This is a genomic window from Pseudomonas sp. PSB18, assembly GCF_014596565.1.
Classification (GTDB): domain Bacteria; phylum Pseudomonadota; class Gammaproteobacteria; order Pseudomonadales; family Pseudomonadaceae; genus Aquipseudomonas.
This window is the reverse complement of record NZ_NOIN01000001.1, coordinates 721119-746068: the sequence shown is the minus strand read 5'-3', so window position 1 is coordinate 746068 and position 24950 is coordinate 721119. Positions and strand designations below refer to the sequence as shown.

The 24950-nt window shown below is 51.1% G+C and carries 14 protein-coding genes and 1 pseudogene; 9 read left to right on the top strand and 6 right to left on the bottom strand.

The features are described 5' to 3' along the window. Positions 1–22: 22 nt before the first annotated feature. Positions 23–352: pseudogene (gene greB / locus CGA22_RS03270) on the bottom strand (transcription elongation factor GreB); the annotation flags it as partial. A gap of 131 nt (positions 353–483) precedes the next feature. Between greB and gmtY the strand changes: the two are divergent. From gmtY to gmtX, 3 genes are read left to right on the top strand one after another with little or no spacing between them, the layout of a single operon-like run. Continuing rightward, entirely contained in the window at positions 484–1869 is a 1386-nt protein-coding gene (gene gmtY / locus CGA22_RS03265) for a gamma-mobile-trio recombinase GmtY (protein WP_084213728.1), read from the top strand. A 35-nt stretch (positions 1870–1904) separates the two neighbouring features. Then, a complete protein-coding gene (locus CGA22_RS03260; protein WP_156996877.1) occupies positions 1905–5558 on the top strand; it encodes a VPA1269 family protein in 3654 nt (1217 codons plus the stop codon). Beyond that, entirely contained in the window at positions 5545–6141 is a 597-nt protein-coding gene (gene gmtX / locus CGA22_RS03255) for a gamma-mobile-trio protein GmtX (RefSeq protein WP_041021662.1), read from the top strand. The genes CGA22_RS03260 and gmtX overlap by 14 nt, the downstream gene beginning before the upstream one ends. Before the next feature lie 71 nt (positions 6142–6212). Here gmtX and CGA22_RS03250 read toward each other — a convergent pair whose 3' ends face one another. After that, positions 6213–6647 (bottom strand): hypothetical protein, encoded by a 435-nt coding sequence (locus CGA22_RS03250; protein WP_041021663.1) that lies wholly within the window; start codon positions 6645–6647, stop codon positions 6213–6215. 84 nt (positions 6648–6731) lie between these two features. Between CGA22_RS03250 and CGA22_RS03245 the strand changes: the two genes are divergently transcribed. Beyond that, positions 6732–7085, top strand: a complete 354-nt coding sequence (locus tag CGA22_RS03245; RefSeq protein ID WP_052435097.1) for a helix-turn-helix domain-containing protein — start codon at positions 6732–6734, stop codon at positions 7083–7085. Between the two features lie 400 nt (positions 7086–7485). Next, the gene (locus tag CGA22_RS03240; protein ID WP_188258474.1) at positions 7486–9861 is read left to right on the top strand and encodes a DNA/RNA helicase domain-containing protein; all 2376 of its coding nucleotides are present in this window, start codon (positions 7486–7488) and stop codon (positions 9859–9861) included. A gap of 578 nt (positions 9862–10439) precedes the next feature. Here the strand turns inward: CGA22_RS03240 and CGA22_RS03235 are convergent. Beyond that, positions 10440–11114 (bottom strand): hypothetical protein, encoded by a 675-nt coding sequence (locus tag CGA22_RS03235; protein ID WP_218187513.1) that lies wholly within the window; start codon positions 11112–11114, stop codon positions 10440–10442. Positions 11115–11565: 451 nt separating this feature from the next. On the opposite strand from CGA22_RS03235, the gene CGA22_RS03230 reads away from it, so the two are divergent. The 4 genes from CGA22_RS03230 (at position 11566) to CGA22_RS03215 (ending at position 17239) form a co-directional block, all read left to right on the top strand. Continuing rightward, positions 11566–13458: an ATP-dependent nuclease gene (locus tag CGA22_RS03230; protein WP_041020049.1), complete on the top strand. Its 1893-nt coding sequence runs from the start codon at positions 11566–11568 to the stop codon at positions 13456–13458. Continuing rightward, positions 13455–15170: a UvrD-helicase domain-containing protein gene (locus CGA22_RS03225; RefSeq protein ID WP_041020050.1), complete on the top strand. Its 1716-nt coding sequence runs from the start codon at positions 13455–13457 to the stop codon at positions 15168–15170. The genes CGA22_RS03230 and CGA22_RS03225 overlap by 4 nt, the downstream gene beginning before the upstream one ends. A gap of 379 nt (positions 15171–15549) precedes the next feature. Then, positions 15550–15807, top strand: coding sequence for a hypothetical protein (locus CGA22_RS03220; protein WP_041020051.1), 258 nt, complete (start codon positions 15550–15552; stop codon positions 15805–15807). Between the two features lie 22 nt (positions 15808–15829). After that, positions 15830–17239 (top strand): DUF3298 domain-containing protein, encoded by a 1410-nt coding sequence (locus CGA22_RS03215; RefSeq protein WP_052435061.1) that lies wholly within the window; start codon positions 15830–15832, stop codon positions 17237–17239. 337 nt (positions 17240–17576) lie between these two features. Here the strand turns inward: CGA22_RS03215 and CGA22_RS03210 are convergent, their stop codons facing one another. Genes CGA22_RS03210 through CGA22_RS03200 form a run of 3 tightly spaced genes read right to left on the bottom strand, consistent with a single transcriptional unit; the run spans position 17577 to position 24670 of the window. Beyond that, positions 17577–18542: an HNH endonuclease gene (locus tag CGA22_RS03210; protein WP_041020052.1), complete on the bottom strand. Its 966-nt coding sequence runs from the start codon at positions 18540–18542 to the stop codon at positions 17577–17579. Position 18543: 1 nt separating this feature from the next. Continuing rightward, complete coding sequence (locus CGA22_RS03205) at positions 18544–20859, bottom strand: AAA family ATPase (RefSeq protein WP_041020053.1); 2316 nt, start codon at positions 20857–20859, stop codon at positions 18544–18546. Then, the gene (locus tag CGA22_RS03200) at positions 20846–24670 is read right to left on the bottom strand and encodes an NACHT domain-containing protein (protein ID WP_041020054.1); all 3825 of its coding nucleotides are present in this window, start codon (positions 24668–24670) and stop codon (positions 20846–20848) included. The genes CGA22_RS03205 and CGA22_RS03200 overlap by 14 nt, the downstream gene beginning before the upstream one ends. Positions 24671–24950: the final 280 nt, after the last annotated feature.

The window sequence follows — 24950 nt, the reverse complement described above, 5'->3', positions numbered from 1 at the left end:
GTGAGCGGGTTTGATCAGCGGGTTATGGATAAGCGATGTCCACGACATAGACCAGCTTCTCGCCTGTCGGTGTCTGTACCCTGACTTCGGCGTCCAAGGCCTTGCCAATCAGCGCACGCGCCAGTGGCGAATCGATGCTGATCAGGTTCTGTTTCAAATCCAGTTCGTCGGGGCCGACGATGCGATAGCGAGCCTCGTTACCGTCCTCATCCTCGACCGTGACCCAGGCGCCGAAATACACCTTGTTGGGATCGCTGGGTTTTTCACTGACGACTTTGAGTGCTTCGAGGCGCTTGGTAAGGAAGCGGACGCGACTGTCGATTTCCCGCAACATTTTCTTGCCATAGGTGTATTAGCACTCCTACCTTAATCATACTAATAATTTCAAAATGCCCTCTGAATCGGACTGGACTTCTCTTAAGTCGTGACTAGTCTCTCAGTTAGATCCGTATAATAAATACCAAATACTACGAGTGCCTAGCCATGGCTTATGTCACCAAGGTAATTGTTCGGTACCGAAACGACGATACGGGGCGCGAGGTCCAACTTCCGGGTTTACTGACGCAGGCTGGTATCCTGATATCTCATCTGAGGTATCTGGCAAGTAAGCGGATAAAGAGTGAGTCTTGGAAGGAAAGAAGCACGTTCGCGGTACGTTTACTAATTAAGTACATCAACGCAAACGAAAACTGTTTTGAAGAGACAAGAGACCTACTGTCAGCGTTCGCCCAAGCCATCGAATTCGGGACAATTGATCACGAAACCCTAGTTGATCCTAGCGGCTTGTACTGGAATCCTAGAAGGTCAGAAGACTCTCGAACGCTACTTTACCATTTGACCCATTACACAGATTGGCTAGCTGAGCGCCCTGAATACAATACTAAGCGTGCTAACCCATTTCGCAAGGCAAACTCCGAAGAAGAAAAAATGAATTGGTGTGCATATTACAATAAAGAAGCTCATGTTTTCTTATCGCACTTGAGTGATCCTAACGAAGCTTCACGCCGGAATAATAAAGTTCGTACCATTCAAGCAAGTAAGCCGCCTAAGTCGAGCGGACGCTTCACGAAGCGATTTCCAGAGGATGAGATTGATAATTTATTGATGAATGGTTGGGTGCGAAGATCTGAAATTCAAGATCCTACCGAACATGCCTATATTGATTACAAGGGGCGAGCCATTACTTTGCTGATGCATTATGGAGGGGTTCGAAAAAGCGAAGTGTTTCAGCTATACCTACAAGACATAATCGTCGATCGTAAGAGAGGTGAGGCCGTGGTGAGGATATATCACCCCGCACTTGGTGAATCTCCTGACAAGCGATATAAATCAAGGCGCGAATTTTTGGCGTGTAGATATCAATTAAAACCAAGGACGGACTATCCCAAGTCTAAGGCTTTGCATGCGGGTTGGAAGGCGCCGTTATTGACCGACGCCACGGGGAAGTATTTTCAGATCAACTTTGCACCTGTCGCAATAGCTAAAGAATTTCTCCTTACCTTCGAGTGCTACCTGCGGCATCAGAGGGTGGATGCGCCAGTAGATTCGGCGCACCCTTATGCGTTTACAAACAGCAAAGGTGAACCAGAAACGCTTAAGAATTTTTCACGTCAACATAAGAATGCCGTTGGTCGTATAGGGTTACAGCATGATAAACATTTAGGGACTAGTGAGCATGGTCATAGACATGCGTATGGTTTCAGATTACATGAATATGGGTTTTCGCAAATCGAAATCCAAAAAGCAATGCATCATAAGCACCCCGAATCTTGTTTAGTCTATATACAAAAGACAGATGAAGAAATTAGGGCGTGCTTTGAAAAGGTCGAGAGGGAGGCTAGTGTTAGACATGGCTTAAGTCAAAGGTGATGTGAGCTGAATCGAAAGTTTCGAGGAGGTGGGTAGTGCGCGGAAAAAGAATAATATTTCTGAGTTATACAGAAGCTTCAAGAATTGTGGTCGAAATGGAGGTGGAATGCTATAAAGACTACTTGGAGTTGCGGAAACATATCCAAGGCTTACCTTCTAATCCCAAGAAGTTTTACAAGCAAGAGTTTTTGGGGTGGAATCATTTTACAGGTGGACGAAAAAAATATTTAACTGTCTCAGAAGCTCGTGAAGCAGTTGTTCGTCTGGGTATTAAGTCTTGGTCGCAGTATTATTTACGTTATAAGGAAGACCCCAAGCTCCCAGGTAATCCGCAGAAATTTTACTTGGGAACGTTTAACGGGTTTTATGATTTCAGTGGCAGAGCTCAAAAAAAACTATATTCCACCATAGCAGCCGCATCTAGCGCAGTTGTTCGCCTTGGCATCAAATCGAGTCATGACTACAGAATGCGATTTCGTCAGGATCCTGCATTACCCGCTACTCCAAGGTTAATGTACGCAGACGAATGGATAGATTGGTCATTTTTTTTAAAAGTAGATACTCGACGAAAGTTTGGAAAGGTTGGCAGGTCAGGAAAGCTAAATAAGTTTGACAATGAAAGCAAAGCAGAGAAGGGCGAGGAGGAGGAAGGCTACAAGACTTGCGCGGAGTTTGTATCAGAAATACGAAAGCTAGGGATTACCTCTTTGGCTGAGTTCAATGCTCGCAAAAAAGAAAATCCTAAATTCAAGTGGAGCCCAAAGAGGCTCTATGGGGATGAATGGGTGGGCTGGGCTGCAATATTCGATAGGCCATATTCAAAGCAATGCGTGACTTGGCAAGAAGCTAAAAAGGTCGCGTTGCCATACCGAGCTACCAGCAAGTCAATGTATGAAGAACGATGTCTGGATGATCGGCTACCGATTTTTCCGAAAATGAAGTACAAGAATTTTCCCGGATGGGTAGAGTTTTTATTGCCCGAGAGATATGTTTGTTTAGAGGATGTTAGATGTGCTGTAAAAATTCTGGGCATTACAAACAGTGAAAAATACAGAGAGGTTAGGAAAGAGCGACCTTTATTGCCTTCTCACCCAGAAAGAATGTTTTCTGATGAGTGGGTTGATTGGTATGAGTTGTGTGATATACCTCGGCCCTACTCTTATGATGAGTTATGTGAGGTTGTAAGGTTGAGTGGGTGCGCCAGAATTAAGGATTACCAGAAGTTAAGACTTAATGACCCAAGGATCCCTGCAAGCCCTGAAGAGGTTTATCCCCAATGGAGAAATTGGCACGCCTTATTAGATAAGGAGGAGCCATATACATTAGCGTATATTCGAGGTTGTGGAGTCGGCTGGATACCAAGTCTTAAACTTTTTCTAAAAAAACAGCGAGCTGGCCAGATAAAAGAAATGTGTGTTTGTCGATTTATCCGGCATTTTATTGAAGCGTATCAGCTGGGTAGTTCACCTGCGGAGTTTTTAACTAGAAAAGTAACGGATATTAGACCGTTTAGAGAGTTGATAAAAAATCAAAGCAGCGGACAGGCTGGCCGAAACCTGTTGTCGGCCGTCAACGCATATTTAAACGAGATATTAACAAAAGAACTTACGATTGAAGATGATGAGACGGGCGAATTAGTAAGGGTGGATGGGGCGAACAATCCCTTTTCAACGCTTGAATATACGGTTAGCGATCAACAAGGGTGGAACGAGTCGACTAAACCTGCCCTCGCATTTCAGTATGTGGATGCAATGAAGAAATGGATTGTACCTGAGAATGCTAAAGATTTTTCAGATTTGACAGGAGTGCATCAATTTGATGCCGACTATTTTGAAGTAGAGGAAAGTTTGATTGATAGATATGACCCTGATTGTGTTTTTAGAATTCAAGGTAATAAGACTCTATTGTGGTTTCCTGTGCATTGGATGCATGCATACACACTGGTTTCGATTCCAGCGAGAGGGCGCCAGATAGCCTACAATGACTCTGGTGAAGCAGATGAATATATTGCTGATATAGAAGCTGATAAAATTGTGTTTGCTAAAAATATGAATTTATTGGCTCAGTCTAAAAGAAAGCTGGCTTTTGTTCAGTACTCTGATGATGGTTTTTGGGGGATGCATTTCACTTCAAATAAAACCAGCTACATGAGCGAAGGGTACGATGTGCCGTGGATCCCCGAAAAGCTTATTTACTGGATGATCAAACTGCGGAAGTGGCAGGAAAAATACAATCCGATCAAGCGCCCCATGCCTTGGTCGGAGTGCAAGCGAACAAATCTGAACGAGGAACAATTGAAGCGTAAGGGTAGTAATTGCTTTCTATTCAGAAGTTTTAACGAGGAAGAGCCAGGTGCTTATCAAGCTAAGCTAGCTGAGCGTTTGGCTGCCGCACTATATTTAACTCAACCAAAAAATTTAACGTTAGCAACCCTTGAGGAAGGAGGTAATAAAACCTCTCTATCTTCATATAAATCAAAGTATACACCACATAGCATGCGAGTCAGTTTGATCACTGCCTATGTTATGGAGTTTGGACTCCCGATCGAAATCATCATGAAGTTGGCAGGACACGCTTCGATTGTGATGAGCATCTATTATGTCAAGATTGGTGCGGCATTTTTGCGGCGTCGTATGGGTGAAGGGGAAAAATTGGCACTGAAGGGCCAGGCATACGCAGCCCAAGAGATGCTCGAACAGAATCGGCTCGATGAATTGACACATGAATTGGTCGCCAACAGCGAGCAGGCGTTGCAGGTGCTTCGGGCCGGTAACATCGGAAGTACGTTGGTTCGCGATTATGGGTTGTGCCCCTACGCAGCAGCACGCTGTGATGATGGAGGCCCCGTTATAAAGCCGAATCAAATGTGGCAGGCAGTGCCGGCTGGTTATTTAGGAATGCAAAATTGCGTTCGTTGCAGACATTTTATTACGGGCCCGATGTTTCTTGGTGGGCTGGTTTCATTGTGGAATGAGATATCCCTTCGAATAACCTTTTTATCAGAGCATTATTTTGATTTCGAGAAAGAGATTGGTTTTTGTCTCAACCAAATTAAGGAGCAGGATGAGCTGGAGTATGACCTGGAGCGGTCAGGTGGTATTTTTGATTCCAAAGATCGCAATCGCGCTGAGTTAGAAGTTAGAAAGCTTCAATCTGAGAAAGAAAGTGTTGCCAAAAAAATGGATATGTATCTTTGTGATTTGCAGATGTTAACTAAGCAGATCAACGAATGCAAAGCCCTTGCTTTGCAGTCTAGTAAGACAAATTCTAAAGTTCAACTCATTGTGCAAGATAATAATGAAATCGTAGTTGAATTTGCGCAAACATCGTTTTTTCAACAGTTGAATGAGGTATGCGTTAATGCAAGTATATTTCAATCGGCTTCCGCCGATTATGCGACACCTCGTCGCTCTCAGATGATTGATCGCATGGCGCTAATCAACAAGATTCGGCCGACTATGTGTACTCTCAGTGAAAAAGAGCAGCTGATAGTGGGCAATCAGATGATCAAATTTTTACTTCAACGATTGAAAACATGGGAGCGCGTCGACCAACTCGTTGACGGTAAGGTGCTTCTGGCAGAGTTAAGCGAAGACGAAAGGATTTCGAAGGAAGAAATGTCAGAAATTATGACTTGTCAAATACCACAATTGTTGGACTTAAAAGAGGTGTGGAATGACGCCCGATGAAATGCTTGCCGTTTTGAAGGAAAAAGCGCCTAGGCAACAGAGGACACTCGACGCTGTGTTTGTTGTGTGTCAAGAGCAGGTTGAAAGAGGTTTGGCGGATTTTTCCTTCGCAACTATTGCGCGCATGGGGGCTGGCCGGGGTGTTCCGAAAGTGCAGAGTATTCGGAATAAGACTGGCGAAAATTATAGATCGCTAATCAAGTGTTTCGAGGGAAGTACAGGGGCTTGCAGGCGTGTTCCGAAAGCTAAGGCGCCTGATGCTTGGGTTAATGAGATTGAAGATCCGAAATTGCGACTCTTGGTCAACATAACTCTATCTAAGCTGGCAGAGGCAGAGCGTCTCAATAGAGAGCTTATACCGCCGGGAACAGAGATCCGCGTTGATGATAGAGGTGGTAGTAATGTTGCGTTTAGGTTGACACCGGTAGAGCGTCGCGCACTAGAGCATTTGATCTCCGAGGAGTTTCTCACAACATGGTATCTGAAGTTGGGAGGCAAGGGGACGGTTGTCGATGAACAAGGAAAAATTGTATTCAAGCCGGGGACACTGGATGCCCTCACGAAAATTTTGAATTTTCTATAGCCTTGGCTCGACCATATCAGCTGTGAGCGTGTGGTGGCATAACTAAGCTCAGGCAGTAAGAATCTCGGATTCTAAGTTGCATTGGTCGAAGGTTTTGGGAAAACCTGCACGCAGTAGACGGTTGAGTCGTCCTGCTGTGCTTCAGGGAAGTAGTAATGACGGCCGTCCTCCAAGGTATATCGTAGCGACGTCCCGTCCTGGCTTCGAGCTACCTTCAGCAACATCTCCATGCGCCAGTCACCTGCACCGTTGAGCCAACCAGGTGATACGAGATGTACTGACTTCACTTGAACCCCTATTTCCGTTAGCTCCAAAAGGGAAGTCAGCGTTTGCAAGCTATCCACGAACACCACATCGTGGATTTCAAGGCCATCCTCGCACCTGGCTATCGTCGTATGAAACCAAGGCGTCATCAGGTGTTGTTGAACAAAATGCCAGCCTTGGTGGCCGGGCTCAAGAATCGTCAGTGGGCCGGTTACTTCTGCCTGTCGAGTGGTTATGAACATGGCTGGCTCCCAAAATGAACAGTATACGCTGTAGTCATATACTGTTCAAAAGCGCCTTATCGTTCCTTTTGCAGGGCAAGCAAATTGGAATTGAAAAGCGCATTCGGAACGGTTCTTCGGTGGCTACGTGTAAAACAAGGTCGAACTCAGGAGGACTTTTCCACCCTTAGCAGTCGAACATACATCAGTACATTGGAGCGAGGTCTGTACGCTCCAACCATCGAGAAGCTTGACGATATCGCTGCCGTGCTCGGTGCTCATCCGATAACTTTGATGGTTGGTAGCTACGCGTTGAAGGACAATCGCTCTGTTGCGAAAGTGCTCGAGGACATTATTGAAGAGATCGAGCGTCTCGAAATCGCCGAGGGCGTTTCGAAGCTGCGCAAGAACAACCCAAAGGCCAACCAAGTGCGCGGGATTTTGAAATCGCCTGAGTGATAACGTTGAAGCGCCGTACATCCCTCTATCAGACATCTGGGCCTTTACTCATGCCAAGCCTTCAACATCAGGAGGAAAAGCCCGCGTTCTGGAGAGTGACAACGGAGGTGGTGCTGTCAGCAGAGTAGTCTGGTTGGATAGCGTCTGAGTATCGACTGTTAGACCACTGAATCGCCATGGCTGGAGGGAAAGCTAGTGGCCGATGTTTGTTTTGTAGACACCTCCAAGCCTTAAAATGAGACACATCAGGAAAGGAGATGAGCAGTTTATGCCGATCTGGGGGTGAGTTACTCTCGCGTCGGTACGTGGGGCAGTTTGGCATCAACGTCAACACTCAGACCCCTTATAGTAGTGCCGTATGCTAACAGGCTCATCCTCCAGAGGCGCTTGAATTCCAACCATGGCAAAGTTCTTCCCAGCACTCGATCAAGCGGAGTTTCGCAGCGAAGGCGAATACACGCTCTTCCAAGCGCTGGCGGCGTTAGATGACGAATTCTCCGTAATCCATTCTCTACCTTGGCTGAGGGGGAGGACCAAGCGAGTTTACTCGCCAGAATTGCAGGAGTATCTGAGCGTCTCTCAGGCAAGGAATCATTTGTCAGGTGAGATCGATTTCGTGATCCTGCATGCTGCGTTGGGCATGCTTTGTGTCGAAACAAAGTCTGGACTGTACAGGCCTTTAGGGGTTCGATTTGTTCACGAGCGTCAGGGATATGAAGTAGACCCCCTGAGTCAGGTGAGGGATAACACCTTCGTACTACACGAGATGCTCAAGTCGTGGCAGATGAAGTGTCCCGTCGGTTATGCGGTCCACTTCCCGGACTTCGATCTCGATAGCACGCAAATCGCCAGTGCTTACGTTCCGCTCGACCTCCCGCTAAGCGACGGCATTTTGATACTGCACAAGCATAATCGGGATATTCCTTCGCGCATCAAGCAATTGATGTTGCACTGGAAATCAGCATTGAATTACGGGAGCAATGACAGCTTCAGGTTGGAAATCGAGCGTTTTCTTGAAACGGTTTGGCCGCGAGAAGTGCGAGATGGAGCACTGGGCCGCAAGATTGTAGCGGACGGTGAGTTGTGGCTGAGATTGGATGATAGACAAGCTAATCAGGTGGCCCTATGCGTGGGCTCACAGGGCAGGTTGATCGCCGGTTTCTCAGGAAGCGGCAAGACACTTATCGCGCGATCGCTTGCTGAGCAGTTTGCAGAGCTCAATCTAAAAGTGATCTTTCTGCTCAAGAATCGACAGATTACTCAGAAGGTATCCGCCCAATTGAGCCATCTCGGCCGGGCGATCGTCGTTCAAACGTTCCATTCCTATTGTGAGTCCCTCAATCCAATCAATAGGGAAGTCGCTGCCGGTGAGCCGAATTACGACGATCATCACAAAGCCCTTCATGGGGTGGTGGATCGACAATATGCCGTCATGATCGTCGATGAAGCACAAGCGCTGAATGAAGCGGATCACCTGGCCTTGCGCGAGCACTTCTCTAATGCTCGAAGATTCGTTTTTGCCGACGAGCTACAAGTCCTTCCAGGTATTGAGCGGGGCAGTACCTATAAATTTTTGGAGGAAACCTACGGCGAGTGTTTCTTCTATCTCTCTACAGTCTATCGAAATCCTGGTGGTATCACTCAGACCATGCTCGAAATGCGGCAGCCGCGGCATGAGGTGACTTGCCCTCGCCCCATCACGGGTGAGGACTTAGGTAGAAAGATCAGCAGAGACATTTCAAAAACACTTCGGCTTATGATGGCAAGCCTCGCGAAGGACGGTGTGAGCAAGCAGGACGTGATCGTGCTCGGCCAGTACTCCTTGTCGCTTGCGGGAATCGATCTTCCAAACTCCACGATCTCAGCTTATCGGGGTATGGAAGCGCCTGTCGTCATCGTTGTCGCGGGCTTTGAGATGGACGACACCACGTTGGCTTGTGCACTTGGGCGGGCGACGACGCGAGCATACATTATCGTGCCGATCGAGTTGCTTGTGGGTGTTCGAGGTGTGAAGTCAGACTTCTTGCGCAAGCTTTTGGAGAAGATGGATCGCGTACCAATTATTGAGCAGGACGCTCTCGAAGCGGAGCCTCGCTTCATCGTAAACCGGGTGCAGAGATACGCAGGATTGGAAGGGAGGCACCAAGTCTTCGGTGAAGGGTTTGCTTACGCCAGTAAGTGGCGGCGATGGGTATATGAGGGAGGTATCAGGTGGAGCAGTCGTGGAGTTCAGCTGTGGGGATGGATGATCTCATTGACCACCGGTACCCGTATCGTCGGCATCGACTCTGTTCGTAATGAGCTCACTGAGGGCTGGCTCCGGCCGTGCACCGAATGCGAGGCGATGACACCGCATGACAAGTTCAATAGATGTTTAACCTGCGTTTCTTCTCCTTTGGATGACGAAAGCATTTCCCGAATAGCTATGCAGGCAGCGTTGTTGGCTACCGCGCGGTCGTCGGCGCGAGGAAATTCGATGTTCAACGCTGCGGCGCTGATTCGGGACTTCCAATTTCCTGACGAGAATGAGTACCTGTATGCGGTTGATGAATTTCCCGATCTTTTCATCGCCACTTCAGTCATCGAGTATCGGATGCGCTGTAATGCGAGCACGGCTACCAAAGACGAGGTGGTGCAATGGCTCAGGGAGATCTTCGTACTGAGTGATTTGGGATGCTCCTACGAGGTCCTTGCAGGACGCGCGATTGGTAGCCTCTGCGCGAAGAAACTCATGTCGAAAATAGATACGGGGAAATACCGACTTAGTGATTCGTAAACCTCGCAAGCGGAGTCGTCCTGGGTCCAGTTGGATACACGACGTCAGGTGTGCGTGGTGCATCACCTTGGTGAGGGTCGTCCTCTGCCGTAAACCGAGTAAGGGGTGCTAGACTCGTTGTGAGGTCTAGCACCCCCTAACCTTGCACCACCACAGCCCTGACCAGTCAAGACTCGACCCTCAGCTGGTTCAGGGCTTTATTTTTGAGGGCGCCGGGGTGGGTGGATTGGCACTCGGCGCCCGCGACTCTTCTCCTCAGTAATTGCATTTTTGGCCTCCTCTAGGTCGTATCGGTCAGCTAAGCGTTGCACCACCACAGCCCTGGCCAGTCAAGACTCGACCCTCAGCTAGTCCAGGGCTTTATTTTTGAGGGCGCTGAGGTGGGTGGATTGGCACTCAGCGCCCGCGACTCTTCTCCTAAGTAACTGCATTTTCGGCCTCCTCTAGGTTGTATCGATCAGCTAAGCGTTGCACCACCAAAGCCCGGACCAGTCAAGACTCGACCCCTCAGCTGGTCCAAGGCTTTATTTTTGAGGGCGCCGATGTTGGTGAATTAGCACTTAGTGCCCCGTATTCTCCTACGCATCAGCATTCGTCCTCCTGATCCGCTTGGGTTTGGTGGGTGGAGCTGGGGCCGGCTCGTCCAATACGGAGGGGCTCGATGCCTGCTTAGCAACTTCAGCAGCCACAGCCGCCTTCTCTGCTTCTTTGAGCGCGGCCCAATAGGCATGGAGCGCTTCTATGTCGCCATAGGCACCGATCTCCGGAAGTCGCTCGATGAAGCGGCTATACAGGCCATCCTGAACCTTGCCGTGGTTGCGCATCCACTCGACCGCAGCGTTAGGATTAGTGAGCATCACGTAGTGAAATTCACCGGATGCGCCTGGCTTGGTCATGATGAAGTTCAGCTCCCGGAGCTTCTTCATCCGGCGACGCCAAGTGTCCACAGCCCGCTCCCCGAGAAACCCGGCTTCAGCCGCAAAGGTGCTTGGGTTCTCGATCGTTATGACCGGATGATCGGGCATGCGCGCCCATAGACAAAACAGCACGTGCCCGGCAGGCTGCCCCTTCGAATCGGCGTCAATAATCTGCATGGCAATGGGCAGTGTTCGAGGAATCGTGCTAAAGCCGTCGTGGGTTTTTCGCGTCCATTTCAACGCATCGGGAATGTTGGGAAAGTGAACCAGCATCAGTTGCTGAGCACGTTCCGCCATCGTTAAGCGGCGTTTTGCTGACTGTTTTGCGTTGGCCATTGTGCAGCCCCTATCCGTTTACTGTGGGGTCCAGTTTCCGGGCATCTGTTGACGATCGCAAACCGTCATCACACGCTCATATCGCGCATTTCTATGCACGTGAATGAACGATACAGACCACTCAAATTCCTGATATGAGGCTAGTTCAGATAATTGAATTGCGCGATATCACGCAGAAAATATTTATAACCTGCTGAATTTCATATTTATATTTTTGTTTTGCGGTGCTCCGATGTGCTTGATGTGCTCGGCGTACTCAGTGTGCTCGCTGTGCTGCAGGGTGTAGGGTGTGGGAAGAGGGGCATGGCGAGGTGGGCTAGCATCCATTTTTCTCACCTGAAGACATGATCGCCTTCATCAATAGCGAACCTTCGAAGCCGGAAAGAGAAAGCTCTATTGCGCACTTCAGCTCATATAGGCTTTCATCCGCACAACAAGGATGGAGACTTTCATGTACCTCGCTGAGCTGACTATTAAGAATTTCCGCAAGCTACGTGACGCCAAGCTGAAATTTCAGCCTGGGTTGAATGTGCTGGTAGGTCCAAACAATGTTGGCAAAAGCGCTGTAGTGGATGCGCTTCGAACCCTTCTCGCCGGTCATGACGAACCGTATCCCCGCCTTGATATCGCCGATCGGCATCGTCCGCTTGAAGGCGAGCCGGCTGGCGACATTTCCTTCCATTTTGTCTTTCGTGATTTAAGCCACGATGATGAAGCGGACTTTATCGCTGCGCTCAAGCCTGCTGCTGATAAGACCATGGAAGCCCATATCCATGTCCGCTATACCGACGCAGATCAGACAGGACGCTTCAGAGTGAAGCGTTGGTGTGGCGATCATCTGGACGTGACCCTCACCTCAGACATGATGGAAAACCTCAGGGGCGTTTATCTCCAACCCCTGCGGGATGCCGCTCAGGGACTTCGACCCAGCCGCAACAGCCAGCTGGCACACCTGCTTCATATGCTCACGGATGAACCTGGGCGTGACGCAATTAACCAAGCACTGAAGGAACTGGACGACAAGCTCCAACAGACCGAAGCGATCCAGAACACCCATTCCGCGATTTCGTCCCGACACGGCCTGATGATGGGCGATCAATTGGCACAGACACTCGCTGTTGGACTTAGCGCGACGGACTTTCAGCGGTTATCTGCTCGGCTTTCCCTCACGGCTCAAGCAATGGAGATTGAGCAGAATGGCCTGGGTTTCAACAACCTGATTTTCATGGCGGTAGTGCTAAGCGAGCTGGCCAAGAATCCGGACGCCGCGTATCGCAGCTTGATTGTTGAAGAGCCGGAAGCCCATTTGCATCCTCAGCTGCAGCGCGTGTTGTTGCGCTACCTTGCAGGCTTACCAACGAGCGAAGGCGAAAAGGCGGTTCAGCTGTTCGTCACCAGTCACTCTCCCAATTTTGCCAGCAATTCCAAGCTCGAATCCCTGGTGTGTTTGGTTGAGAACGATGCCGGCGTAGAGACCTTCTTCCCGCGTGACATCAAGTTCGGTAAGGGCAAACGCGAAAAGCTGGAGCGCTACCTGGACGTGACCCGAGCCGAACTTTTTTTTGCTCGCCGGGTAATATTCGTTGAAGGCGCCGCCGAGCTCATGCTCGTCGATGCTCTGGCAACGCTCATGGGGCTGGACCTGCGAGAGTTCGGGGTCAGCCTGATCAGTGTCGAAGGGCTCAATTTCGATTCTTTCCTACCCTTGTTCGGTGAAAACGGACTTCGGATCCCGGTTGCCGTCGTAACCGACGCCGATCCTTTCGATGAGGAAGAGGCCCACGAGCTTGCGGAAGTTGCGCTGGATGCAGGTAACATCGAAGACATTCTCGCCGAGGCTGCGTATCTCGAAGAAACGGATGTCCCTGTTGGCGACGATGACGCGGATGATCCGTTGGCTGAGCCTGCGAAGAAAAAGAAGAAGCTAAAACGGAAAGAAGTCTACCCGTCGCTGGGAGACGAAGTGAGGCTGTCGAGCAACACCGTCAAGATGAAGGAATCGGAAGACGCTTTCGTCAAAGTGTTCCACGGTCTGAAAACGCTGGAATACGACCTTGCATTGCTTGAGGCAAACCGCGACCCGATGCTCAAGGCTTTAGCAGACCCTCATCCGATCATTTCGGCAGCGCTACGCAAGATCGTCGATGCTCAGCCAGACAACACTGCGAAGGCGAAAGCGCTGTTTTGCGGTATGTTCGAGCGTAAAGCGAGTAGCGGTAACCTGCAGAAGGGCCGGTTTGCCCAAGCTTTGGCTGAACAGATTTCCAGCACGGCAACGTGTGAAGTACCTGACTATCTTCGTAAGGCGATTGAGCATGTCTGTCAGGGAGCGATCAAGCCATGAAGCTCTCCGATGAGCAGAAGGAAATAATCAATGCGCCTCTTGGACCTATCGCTGTCACGGCCTGCGCCGGTAGCGGCAAGACGGCCACAGCGATCAGGCGACTGATTGCCGTCCGGCAAAAAATGGAAAATAGTCGGGGTCGGGTTGTACTTTTGTCTTTCTCGAACGTAGCGGTCAATACTTTCAACAAAGGCTACGCTCAGCTCGCTTCAAATCTTCCAGACGACGCTAACCGCAAGCGTGTAGAGGTGGACACGCTCGACGGTTTCTTCACCCAGCATGTGCTGCGTCCCCACGCTCACCGGACAATGTCCTCAGACCAAGCCGCGTATCTTCTATCCGGTACAGAGCCGTTCCTGGCTAGCTTTAGGTACTGGCCTGAGGAAGGACGTCCGACCCCTATCAAGGACGTCAAAGTGGGCCTGGAGCATGGGAGCTTCTACTTCTTCACCGGTACCCACGATGATTTGGTGAAACTCGATACTGTCATTGCATCAGATACGATCAAACGCTTGGGTCGCATTGGAGCCTACACGCACGAGCTTGGCCGGTACTGGGTTTATCGAACGTTGGTGGGCCAACCTGCAGTCTTGCGCGCGCTTGCCGCCCGCTACCCGCAGATTTTGGTCGATGAGTCCCAGGATTTGGGCACCTTGCATCAGGCTATCTTGGAATTGCTCATCAAGGCAGGAGTCCATGTCTCGCTCATTGGTGACGTGAACCAAGGCATTTACGGCTTCGCAGGAGCTGACGGTTCGTTCCTGAGCAATTATTACAACCGTGCTGGGGTGAAGGATTTCAAGCTCACGCGCAATTACCGCTCACTCCCTCCAATCATCAACATCGCCAATTTGCTCTGTGGCCGCGAGGATGAAGCCGATCGGGAGCCTGAAAACGGAGGGGCATATTTCGTTGGGTACAAGGACTCCGAACTTCCTAAGCTTTTTGAATCGTTCAAAGCGCAGATTGATGACTTGGGCGTGCGACATGAAGATGCGGTGATACTCAGTCGGGGGGCTGACCGAGCGGCAGTGCTTTCTGGCAAAGCCGCTCCTCCCGGCCAAGGTACGGTTGCTCTGTTCACCGAAGCGGCATTGATCCGAGACCAGCAAGGCCGCTATCAAGAATGCTTCAAGCTTGTGTGCCGAGCGGTGGTGGGTTTGATGGATAAGCCGCCGCTTGGCCTCAGTACCCACCTTCAGGGTGCCCCGCAGGATGCATGGATGCTTGGGCTTAGGCGACTGCTGTGGAGCTTCATCCGCGATGCTGAGTCCGGGCTACCCTCATCTACACTCTTGGCTAAAACCGAGTGGCATCCCAAATTAGTGACCAATCTCAAAAAGCTTCTCTCGACCACCGAAGGGCAATTTGGGTTGGGGGCCGCAGACAGGCTGGGCAACAAGCTGGCTAAAACCGGATTGTTGGATCTGCCCCTAACTGGCGCAGTAGACGAGAAGGATCGAGAACCCGGGATCAGGGTGGAAACGATCCACCAGGTGAAGGGCGAGTCTATTGGTGCGGTTCTGTACGTAGCCAAAAAGCCGAACATCGACGCCTTGCTTGCCGGCACTCTTACCGAAGAAGGTCGTATCGGATATGTCGCTGTGACTAGAGCTCGGAACCTTTTCTGGCTGGCCGTGCCTCTTACTTGTCTGAAAGCACTGCGCCCTAATCTGATTGCCGCTGGTTTCGAGGAGGTTCCTTCCCATTAGAGGTTCCAAAAAACGAGGAATCCGTAATCAGGCCGATCCAGATATGAGATCGATGTTTCGGAGCGGATTCAATCGGAAGAAGGCTAGATGCTATCATGACGGTTTTGCTCACTCGGGACCGACTAATGGATTTTGCTTACAGAATCAGGATGACATTTGGCACCTCTCCTCACGAACCCAGCCGTTCACAAGTATTCTGTATATCGTCCGAAGCCGTAGCATATGCTAAATCCGGAAATGTTCTGGATGCGGCTAAATGGTCTGAGCTAGTAAAGAAACATTGTCCTTCCGCCGGTCAGTGGGTCTATAAGGGGCTTGATAACTCTGACATTAGAACCTTGCTTGCGTTGGCCACCCAAATCACAGAAGGACGCGCGGAATGATTACTGGGAATCTTAGAGAATTTCTCGAACGGGCAGCAAGAATCAGGAGCTGGGCCCCTAGTTCGATGGATCTCGCAAGGATAGAAAGCCAGCTACAGGCTCTAAAGGCTTCAAAAAGAGTCATCACGTCGACCGATATCGCATTGATCGTTGCTCGGCAATGCCCTGGTACGCAGTTTTTTGTTACTGCTGGCGTGGATAATAAAGATATCTCGATGCTGTTAACGATGGCTTTGCAGCAAACTAAACGATGACCGTCTCAAGCAGGCAGAACAATTGAGTACGAAAGAGCAAGATGTTGTTCTCGCAAAAAATAGGTTGGCGGAATTTAAGTCAAGTTACATTGATGCTATCACTCAGTATGTGCTTAAAACCCAAGGTGGGTGGGATTCGGCGGTGGCAACGTCAAGTCTCTTAGATATTCAGCGTAAAGGTGCTGAATACTATAATTTCTGCGAGGAGTTTGTTGGCAATAGCAGTTTGCTAGGCGCTCATGGTGACGGTTTGTGGGCGCAGGGTTTTGCTGAGGATTGCTATGCGATATTGCAAACCATGCCGCAACATTTCAGCCTTTTACAGGCTGGTTTTGAGAGACTGAACATTAACGGCAGCTACAGACCGTCCAGTACAGAGTACGCAAATATGCAGCGACTCTGCAAAAAGTACTTGAAGGCGCCACTTATTCGATCGCTGCGTCAAAGCCTAGTCGAAAATAGTTTGCCAACGTACGGCCTTGATAATAGAGAGGGATTTACATTGACTTCTGGCGTCCGAATAGTGATTTCCTTCGGCTTTGGCGTCGTGTTTTTAATCGCGATTATTGCGATTGCCATATTTTTACCGAACCCGACCGATTTCCAATACATAATTTTCCGGCTCGTTGCGTCGCTGTCTGCCGCTGGGGTGGTAGCTGTAATGTCTGGTTTCATAGAAATAAAATTTGGCGGTTGGCTACGAGCAGGTGGCGCACTTGCTGTGTTTGCGGCGGTTTTTTGGACGAACCCTGCAGAAAAAATAATGGGCGAAAAACCAAGTGAGTCTGTCCCTCAGCAACATGTACCTGCGCCCCCTTCCGTCCCTTCTCAGCCAAAACTTGAGTATCGTAAGGTCAGTAAACATATAAAGGACTACAGGCCTGATACAAATGTCGACGTTGCCACCATTGAACTAGAATATGTTGAGGTGTCTGGTTTGGGTGATGCCTATCTGGAGAAGAAAATAAATTCGCAGATTCAGCATCGGATTGGGGTGAATGAGAGCTTCGACGGCACTGAGGATCGAATTATGCACATAAAAAGTGCAAGGATTGATGGGGGTGTTTTGAGTGTCGTGGCAGAAGGCTACTTCTATGGTCATAACGCCGCCGGTGCACACAATGAAGTTATTAGCTTGAATATAAATGTAAGAAACGGTGAGCCTGTCGAATTTAAGGATCTGTTTCGGTCAGGTTATGTCGAAAAAATAAACACAATGGCTAGTACTGAACTGACGAAGACAATACCTGGAAACTGGTTTCAGACTGTGTCTGATAATCAGTGTTATTATTTTGATAACAGTTACCTATATTTGTGTTTTTCCGAGTATGAAGCTGCTGCTGGAGCAAACGGAATTGTGACCGTACGGCTGAGCCTCGATGATTTAAGAGGCTTGGTCAGCTTAAATGGCCCATTGGCTTACATCCTTTAGGGTGCTTATTTGTGGGAGGATAACTATAGGTAAATCTGATAGATGGAGAGAGCTCACATTCTCAATCGCCCGAGATACTGAATTAACCCAGAAAAAAGTGCCCTTGGCGGCTCGCGTCATGGCAGGAGTGGGGGGGAGTGCTTAATTAAAGGGGGGGCTACCGGTTTAATGGCGATTCTATCCGAAGGCCGATTCGACTTCGAGAAACAAGGCCCCGGCCTGAGCAGCTAGCGGAGCTTCTGGCCCATCATGAAAATTGCGTGGTGTGCGACCCACTGGACTATTCGCTTGAAAGTCGCTGATCTGCCAAAAAGGCGGCCAGGTTGTAAGGAAAAGCTTAGACGGGTGTAACAGGGCGAATTCGCGCTTTAAATTGCTCGAGCCAAGCGCTTGCCATAGATGAATAGGGGGCATCGTCTTTGGTAAAAGACTTTATCTCGGCCAAAGTCCGGTCACGCAGCAGACGCAGCCTCGATGCGACGTTCTCTGCTGATGTCCCTTGCAATGCTCTCTGGACAGCAGGCGCTTCAAGTTCAGTAATCGAGGATGCGAGATCGATAACGAGATCGCCGAGGAACTCAAGACGTCTTAGCAATCTGGTTCTATCCTGTACGAGCTTTAGCCGATTGAGGCCATAAATCTGTATCGAAACCGCGCCGCGTACCTGCTGATCCAGCTCTCCTGTCGGAACAACCAGCCCAGCCGGATGCGCTGGGTCAAAACTGTACATCAAGCTAGTTGCTGGGTCGTCACAGCACGGATTGATAAGCAGTGCTTGTTCGTCCTCGAGTTCTGCTTCCTCTCCCATTGCGCGTACACCCGTAACTGCAAGAGGGAAACTGTCCTTTTTGCCTGATTGGGTGACCGCCGGCTTTACGTTCGCAGCGAGTACGGCAAGGCTAGAAGATGGCTCGACCAAGACCTGCCCACGCTTGCGGTTACAGTCGATACAACTTGGTAGCAAATTGTCCCAATCCATCGCGATCCACCAGTAGCCGCCGTGTGCCGCGTCCTCGGCAACGGCACCTTTCGGGCGATAGTGTTCGATGTCGACAGGTGCTGAGGCGGCATAGACTGTCTCACAGTAGGCACATTTGTCGTAAAACAACTTCTCAAGGGCGGCCCGTATATCGGCACTTTTGTACGCTGTAAAAGTGAAACTCTTCTTTTTGCCACTATTTTGGTTAGCTGGCGGATTTGGTGCGTTGTGGTGTTCCTTCACCGTTGTCAACTCTGCCGGGCCTGCGCCGCCGAGCAAGAGTGATTTTGGAACGTCTACACTGCCGCGATCTACCCTACGCATCTCAGAGCGCTTCCAACGCAGCGAGAATCTCAGCTCTGGCATCATCACGCAGCCGCTGGAGTGTTTCGCTACTGGCGTCGCGACGACGCCGAAGATACTCCGCGACAGTGTCCTGCACGATGCGATGGACTTCACTAGACCCAACTGGAAGCGCACTGGCAATGTCTCGCTCAAAATCCGCGAGAATACGGCTATCTTCCAAGGACAGTTCATCGCCCCGCGCGCGCGCGGCAATGAGATCGGCGATCCCTGCAAGACTCCGGTCGGCTGCAGCATCGTCTGTGGAGAGCATCTGGAAAAAGTCGGAAGTTAGAAGCTGTTCGATCCGCAAATCAGCGACTGACGGTAGTCCCATCATGCGCTCTACGATAATTGGCATCTGACTTTCACGCGCGCTATCGATGGCCGCGATACGTTGGAGCACTACCACTTCACCTTCTCCCATGCCACGTAGGCATAGCGGGTCATGTGTCGTGACGATGAATGTCATCCCAGGAAGCGCGTTACGCAGGCTGGACATGACCTGCACTTTCCAGCGCGGATGTAGGTGGGCCTCGATTTCGTCAATCAGGATGACTCCTTTGGCATTCCGAAAACTCTCAAACCCTTCGTATACTTGGGGATCAAGCAGCCCGCGCAGGATGTCGCACACCATGGCCAGCATTGAACGATATCCCGACGAGACTGCATGCAGCGGGGTTCGGCTGTAACGTATTTCACCGTCTGGTTCTGTCAGGGAGGTGACCATGCGCAGTTGGCGCGAACCGCGCTCGCGCTGTATGACGTCGAACTCCCCCTCGATCGATAGCAGGTCACGCAAGGTGCGGATCACCATGTCGAACTGATCTTGTTTCAGGGCTTTGAGCCAAGGCTCGGGATTGGAAAGCGTGCTGCCGTCGAAGAGGTTGCGGATATGCTTATGGGGTGCAGGCCTGCGTGTACCGGTCAGGAAGCGTCGGAATGCACCATAGGCAAATACTGGCACGTGGTGGTTTCCTAGTTCACTGCGTACCGTCGGTGCGCCATGTTCAATCGTCAACGTCACCGACTGATCGTTCGTAAGCTTAACGCGCACTTCAGCGGGCAACGCCGTTTTTACGCGTTCGAGGCCGAGTTGCGAGGGGTCAAGAACCAACTGGGTCCAAGGCACATTAAGTGCGGTGCGAGCAGCGGAGGTAGTAAGCGCCAGCGATATAGCCTCAAGTATCGAACTTTTACCGGTCGCATTTTCACCAAGAATCACCAGTGATGGTGCGCGCCCACTAACTAGATCGCCCCGCCGTGCAGCAGGTTCGCCCAAGGTCAGTTGTAGCCCCTCGATCGCTTTGAAATTGCTGATTTCGACGGCTGCTATAGATGTGCGTGCCGTATACATCGGGCCGATTGACCAGCGACGGGCGCGCAATCCCTCATCCTCCTCTGCTATTGCGGAAAGAGCGGCCTCGAGGTGATAGATAGCGTCACCATCGTCAGCAAGCCGCAAAAAAAACGCACGGATCAGGTTGCTGGAGGTTTTCCATCTCACGACTTTCGAAACTGCAATCCACCTCGCAATGCGACGCAACAGTAAGAACCAAGTTCCACCGAACTCAATCATCGGAAAATCAAAGATCAACTTCCAATCGGGCGAGTCATTGAACTTTTTACCTTCCCGGAGCAGTACTAGGAGGCGGTCGATTAGCGATTGATAAGTCTGGTGGCGCTGGTGACGGCGCTTGGCACGATTGAGATCGAATACGAGCACTGTAGTCTCGCCCTTTCGCGAGCTTCCAATAATCTCACCGTTGAGCTTGGGAACGAGGTGTTTCTCGAAGTCACGGTCTCGCGCAGGGTCGAGGAGGAGAATGGTTTCTTTGGGAGGATAAGACGGCCAAAGACCATCGTCTCGTTCGACATAGGCATCGATCTGGCGAAGCGACGGCAGCGGCGCACGGGCACCGTCAGTTGGAAACTGCGTCTCACGCGGAATGCAGCTAGTGCAAATTGGCAATAGGTTCTGCCAAGCGTCAGCGAGCCATAGGTAGTAAAGGTGTGCGTTACTCGTTTCAGCGAGTGGCAGTGCGTTACCTGCAGGACGGAAACGGTGAACCGAAAGCAGTTCCTTTGCTTCGCAAAAGGCGCACCGGTTGAGGCTCATTCCGGCAACCGCGGTAATTAAACGTTGGTCTGTTGAACTGAGTCCAATAGCTGGCACGCTAGTCTGAGCTCGGCGTTGTCGATCGAGCGCCCAAAAGTCGCGCATCTGTTGTCGCGCTTGATGCGCTGCTCTCGACCGTAGAACTGCCGGCGACTTGTCCGGCCTTTCAAGCTTTTGCACTGTCGGCTCCGTTAGGTAACGCGGCAACGATCGGATACACGCTTAGGCGTTGGACTAGTCGTGCAACTTCGGATTCGCTCCATGCAGGTAGGTCGCCATCCTCCACGGCACGCTCGTATGCGCGGGTACGCATGTAGTCGCGATAGCGGGGTGCCGGATGTTCTATCGACAATTCGAGGATTGTTCGGTAGGTGAGTTCGCCAGGGATTTGAGTAAGAAGAGCGAATAAGCTCTCGCGTGCATCCTGTGCTTCGTCCCGCAAAGTTGGCGAATAGACGCCTTTGCCTGCTCGCTCGATGTCGTCAGCCACCCTGACCGTACGATGGGTCAGCAGATAGAGTTCTTTAAGGTAGCTAGGCGTTTTGAAGAGGCCGAAGATTGGACTCACGTCCCGGCGGCTACCTATCAATGCGACGCTGAAAGAGCTGACGAAGCCGGCGGGGTCGAGGAGGGTGCCGGAATCAAACAGTCCACTGACCGCCGGAACCCCGCGAGCTGGATCGGCATCAGTTCGCAGCGCATGCCAAGTTGCAAGTTGCTCCGGCGGCGTTCCCGTGTCTGCTATTTTGCGCATCGAGAGCGTGGCAATGTCCGCAGCAACCAAACCACCACCTATCATGATTGCGCGACAATAACGTAGGCAGTCGAGATTGGGTGCCTGATGCTTTGAAAGCCAACCACTGAGCAACGGCGCGAATTCGGTATGGAGCCATGGTGCGTAGTAGACGAGGTCGTGCAGCACATAGTAAAGCGACTGTTCGGAAGGCGTATGCTTGAGTTCCCACTCGATTTCCTTCCAGAGGAAATCCCGCGAAATCTTTGGCCATGCTCGGTAAAACTTTTCGAACCACCACGGGAAGCCATTCAGCTCCCATAGGACATAGCGAAGAGCTCGACGCGCATCGGTTTTTCTTAGCGATGCCCCCATTTTTCCATTGTCGCGGAACTCGATATCAAGCCCGGACATTGCGAAAATGAGTGCGTAGGGGATGCTACTGGTGTCGGCTCCTTCGGAGCGAACTCCTGCCTTATAAGCGCGCCAGAATGCAATCGCCGCGTCACGGTAGGCTTCGGCTACCGCAGCTCCAAACTCGGGAATAAGTGCCGCCCAATTGGCGCCTTGGGTACGGCTGTTACGTGACTTGTCTCCTTCGATAATTTGAAGTAGATGATATTGCTCCGAGCTTAGTTGGCCAGGCTTGAGGTTCAGAGGGTGGCGGATGATGTCAGGATTAGCGGTGAGCCTTGCAACGAATTTAGTGCGCGCGCTGGAGTTCTTTTCTTCTCGATGCTTCTGCTTGAGGTGCTGGTCGCGTTCGTCTTGCTGATATCGCTGCATTTCAGGCGAAGTCGTCGGATAGAGCTTGGAATTCAGGGACGCTTCCAAGTCCGGATTGCCTGCCACTGCGTTATGTAAATCCTCGAGCCACGCTGCTGGTTGGTCGTTTTCGGCGTAGATGCGAACAGCACGTGAAAGAGCTACAAGCTTATCGTCGTAAAATTCTCGGTCTCGAATCCAAGCGACGGTGCGCGCGAAACTGGTTTCATCCAACTTCCAGAAATGGCCCATCCAACTGACTGGCCAATCGTCTTTTAGCTCTTCGTCATGCACTCCGCGATACTCGGTCACCGTCCTCCAAAACAGTGCGTCGTTAAGTTCAGGCCATTCCGGAACAAGTCTGTTTACGATCGACTTGCGCTCCTGATAGTCATCGCCTCGCCAGAAGTGTAGGGCTGGCGTGGCAGCGAGGATCGCGAGTGAAACTCGTGAAAGCGCCGCCGGCGAGCGCGTATCTATCAATCGCTCGATGCAATGCAGCGCGGGGCTCATAAGCCACTGAAAGGTTTCCGAGACATGGCAATGTCCACGCTCAACATACGGCTCTCGAATGAGATAGCGCAGTAGCCCTTCGGCAAAAACGAATAGCAGTTCCGCGGTCTTGAGATCGCGGGAAAGAGGTAGTCGCTGGATAAACCCATTAAGTGAGAGGGTTAAGCCGGTGACCTCGAACTCTTTGCGCGGCTCGGAATTATCGATCGATGCAAGAAATAGTTCGATGGTTTCCGCGGTGGCAGGGGCATTGTCCACGAGCTCAGCCAACAACCGCCGCTGGATTTGCACAGTATTGGTGTTGAGCGCCCGCCAAAGCGCATAGAGTTGGTCCGGACTACCGAGGCATGCGACCGCGCGAATCGAGATGAGACGAGCATAGATGCCGCGAGTTGGATTGGCAGAGATTTCGGATAGGCTGGCAACGCAGTTGCGCATTTCGCCCTGCCAAACTAGGCGCCCGAGGACGAAAATGGCATCGTCGTTATCAAAATACTTGTCGATAAGCGTATGAACATATTCCTGCAGATCCGCGTGGGCGATTTTAGCGATCTCTGCATTATCCAAGCTACGTAGACCCGAAGAGGGGTCGATCACTTGGTCGATCAGCATGGACAAGATATTGCGTCGGACATCGACGGGGAGGCGGGCTGCGTCACCGCCTTCCACGGCAACTTCGGGGTGGTCAGTGAGTACGCGGTCGCGGATCGAATCATTGAAAAGTATCAGCCAGGGAAGAACTGGTCTTAAGCGTGGTGTAAGGATGTTCTCTCCATATTGGCTGCTGAATATCAGCATTTCGACATGATGCCGCCCGCCGCTCCGCTTTAGCTGCTGCTCGATCCACCTAGCGGCGAGCAGTTCGCGAATCTCACGATGTCGAAAGCGCACTTCGCCGAAGATCGGTTCACCGAAAACTCCGGTCATAAGCAACGATGCGATATCGGCAGAGGTCCAGCTAGGCAGCAGCAACTCAGCGTCAATCCCTTCGGCACCAGGCGAGCCGGGGAGTCTGATATTCGGACGTCCGGTCAGCACTGCCGCTATAGCGATTAGCTGCGCTCCTTCCTCTGCGCGCTGAAGAGTCAAAGTTGAATCTTCCTGAAGCGACAGCGTTAGTTGGCGACGAACGCCTTCCTGTAGGATGTCAAGCCGACTCGCCAGACTCCTGGTCTCGCGCCATGTCGCAAGTAGGTCGTGCAGGTCGAAAGGAAGTCGTGCGAGTGGGAAGAGTCTGCTACGCTCGAGTGCCGCAAGGAAATCTATGCTGTCTTCGACGCCGCTATGCTCGGCGAATAGGCGAACCTCAACTTCATCGAGCGGGGCTAGCTGATACAACTGAAGTGTTGGGGGGGAATCGTCCTTACTGTTTTCAACCGCTGGATAGGCCCCCTCTATGGCCTCTCCACTTTGGACATCGGTAGACAAATCATCGCTACCGAGTGTTTCCTGCCGCCGCGGCTCGAACGGCAACACTTCTTCGATCAAAGCACGATCAAGCACTGGTCGCCAGGCATAGGGGCGGCTTGAAATATAGATGTGCGCGCGCTGGCGGGCATTACGGATCCGTTTGGCAAAGGCACGGATCGCTGACTCGAACGCTCTCGGCTCGGTGAGCCGGATCTCGTCGACAGAATCGAGAAAAAACCAAGCTTCGTCATCCCCAGCTAGCCAATCTTCAAAAGCTAACTCAGAGCCCGCCTCGAAGGCAGTACCAAAATCGTCGTCGATATCTTCGATGCGAATAAAAAATCCAGGCCTTCCTTGGCTAATCAGTCGCTGGGCCGCAGATTTCAGCTCGTAGGTCTTACCCGCACCCGCTTCCGCCAATATTACAACGCGATATTCACCGAGTAGGTCATCCCAACTCTTATTCTCACCTCGAGTGAGGCTTGACCACACTTCGTCGAGTGCTAAATCGCTCTTCTGATAGGCTGCGGGGATGGGCGTAAACTTACGCTTGAGCGGTACTGATTGCATCAGTTACGCACACATTGGGGGAGGTTCCACTGCTTGGTTTGCAAGTGATCGTCCTTGAGAATTGAGCAAATGGGCTTATGGCATGGGATTATAGTCAGTGTGCCCGCCTGCCAAATGCTTCGCAACCTGCTGCAATGGGGATACCACATCCATCAAGGCGTTTAACCTGAAGGACTCATGCTGCAGCTATGCACGGGTATACGGGATCGTACGGACTACCCCCCATCGTGTTGCCCATATGGATGAGTCGCCGAGCGTTTTTAATCCGCTCTTGCCTTAC

Coding starts and splice junctions, on each gene's coding strand:
- CGA22_RS03220 (WP_041020051.1), top strand. CDS start 15,550: ATGATTACTGGGAATCTTAGAGAATTTCTCGAACGGGCAGCAAGAATC.
- CGA22_RS03235 (WP_218187513.1), bottom strand. CDS start 11,114: ATGGCCAACGCAAAACAGTCAGCAAAACGCCGCTTAACGATGGCGGAA.
- CGA22_RS03230 (WP_041020049.1), top strand. CDS start 11,566: ATGTACCTCGCTGAGCTGACTATTAAGAATTTCCGCAAGCTACGTGAC.
- CGA22_RS03225 (WP_041020050.1), top strand. CDS start 13,455: ATGAAGCTCTCCGATGAGCAGAAGGAAATAATCAATGCGCCTCTTGGA.
- CGA22_RS03210 (WP_041020052.1), bottom strand. CDS start 18,542: ATGCGTAGGGTAGATCGCGGCAGTGTAGACGTTCCAAAATCACTCTTG.
- CGA22_RS03200 (WP_041020054.1), bottom strand. CDS start 24,670: ATGCAATCAGTACCGCTCAAGCGTAAGTTTACGCCCATCCCCGCAGCC.
- CGA22_RS03240 (WP_188258474.1), top strand. CDS start 7,486: ATGGCAAAGTTCTTCCCAGCACTCGATCAAGCGGAGTTTCGCAGCGAA.
- gmtX (WP_041021662.1), top strand. CDS start 5,545: ATGACGCCCGATGAAATGCTTGCCGTTTTGAAGGAAAAAGCGCCTAGG.
- CGA22_RS03250 (WP_041021663.1), bottom strand. CDS start 6,647: ATGTTCATAACCACTCGACAGGCAGAAGTAACCGGCCCACTGACGATT.
- gmtY (WP_084213728.1), top strand. CDS start 484: ATGGCTTATGTCACCAAGGTAATTGTTCGGTACCGAAACGACGATACG.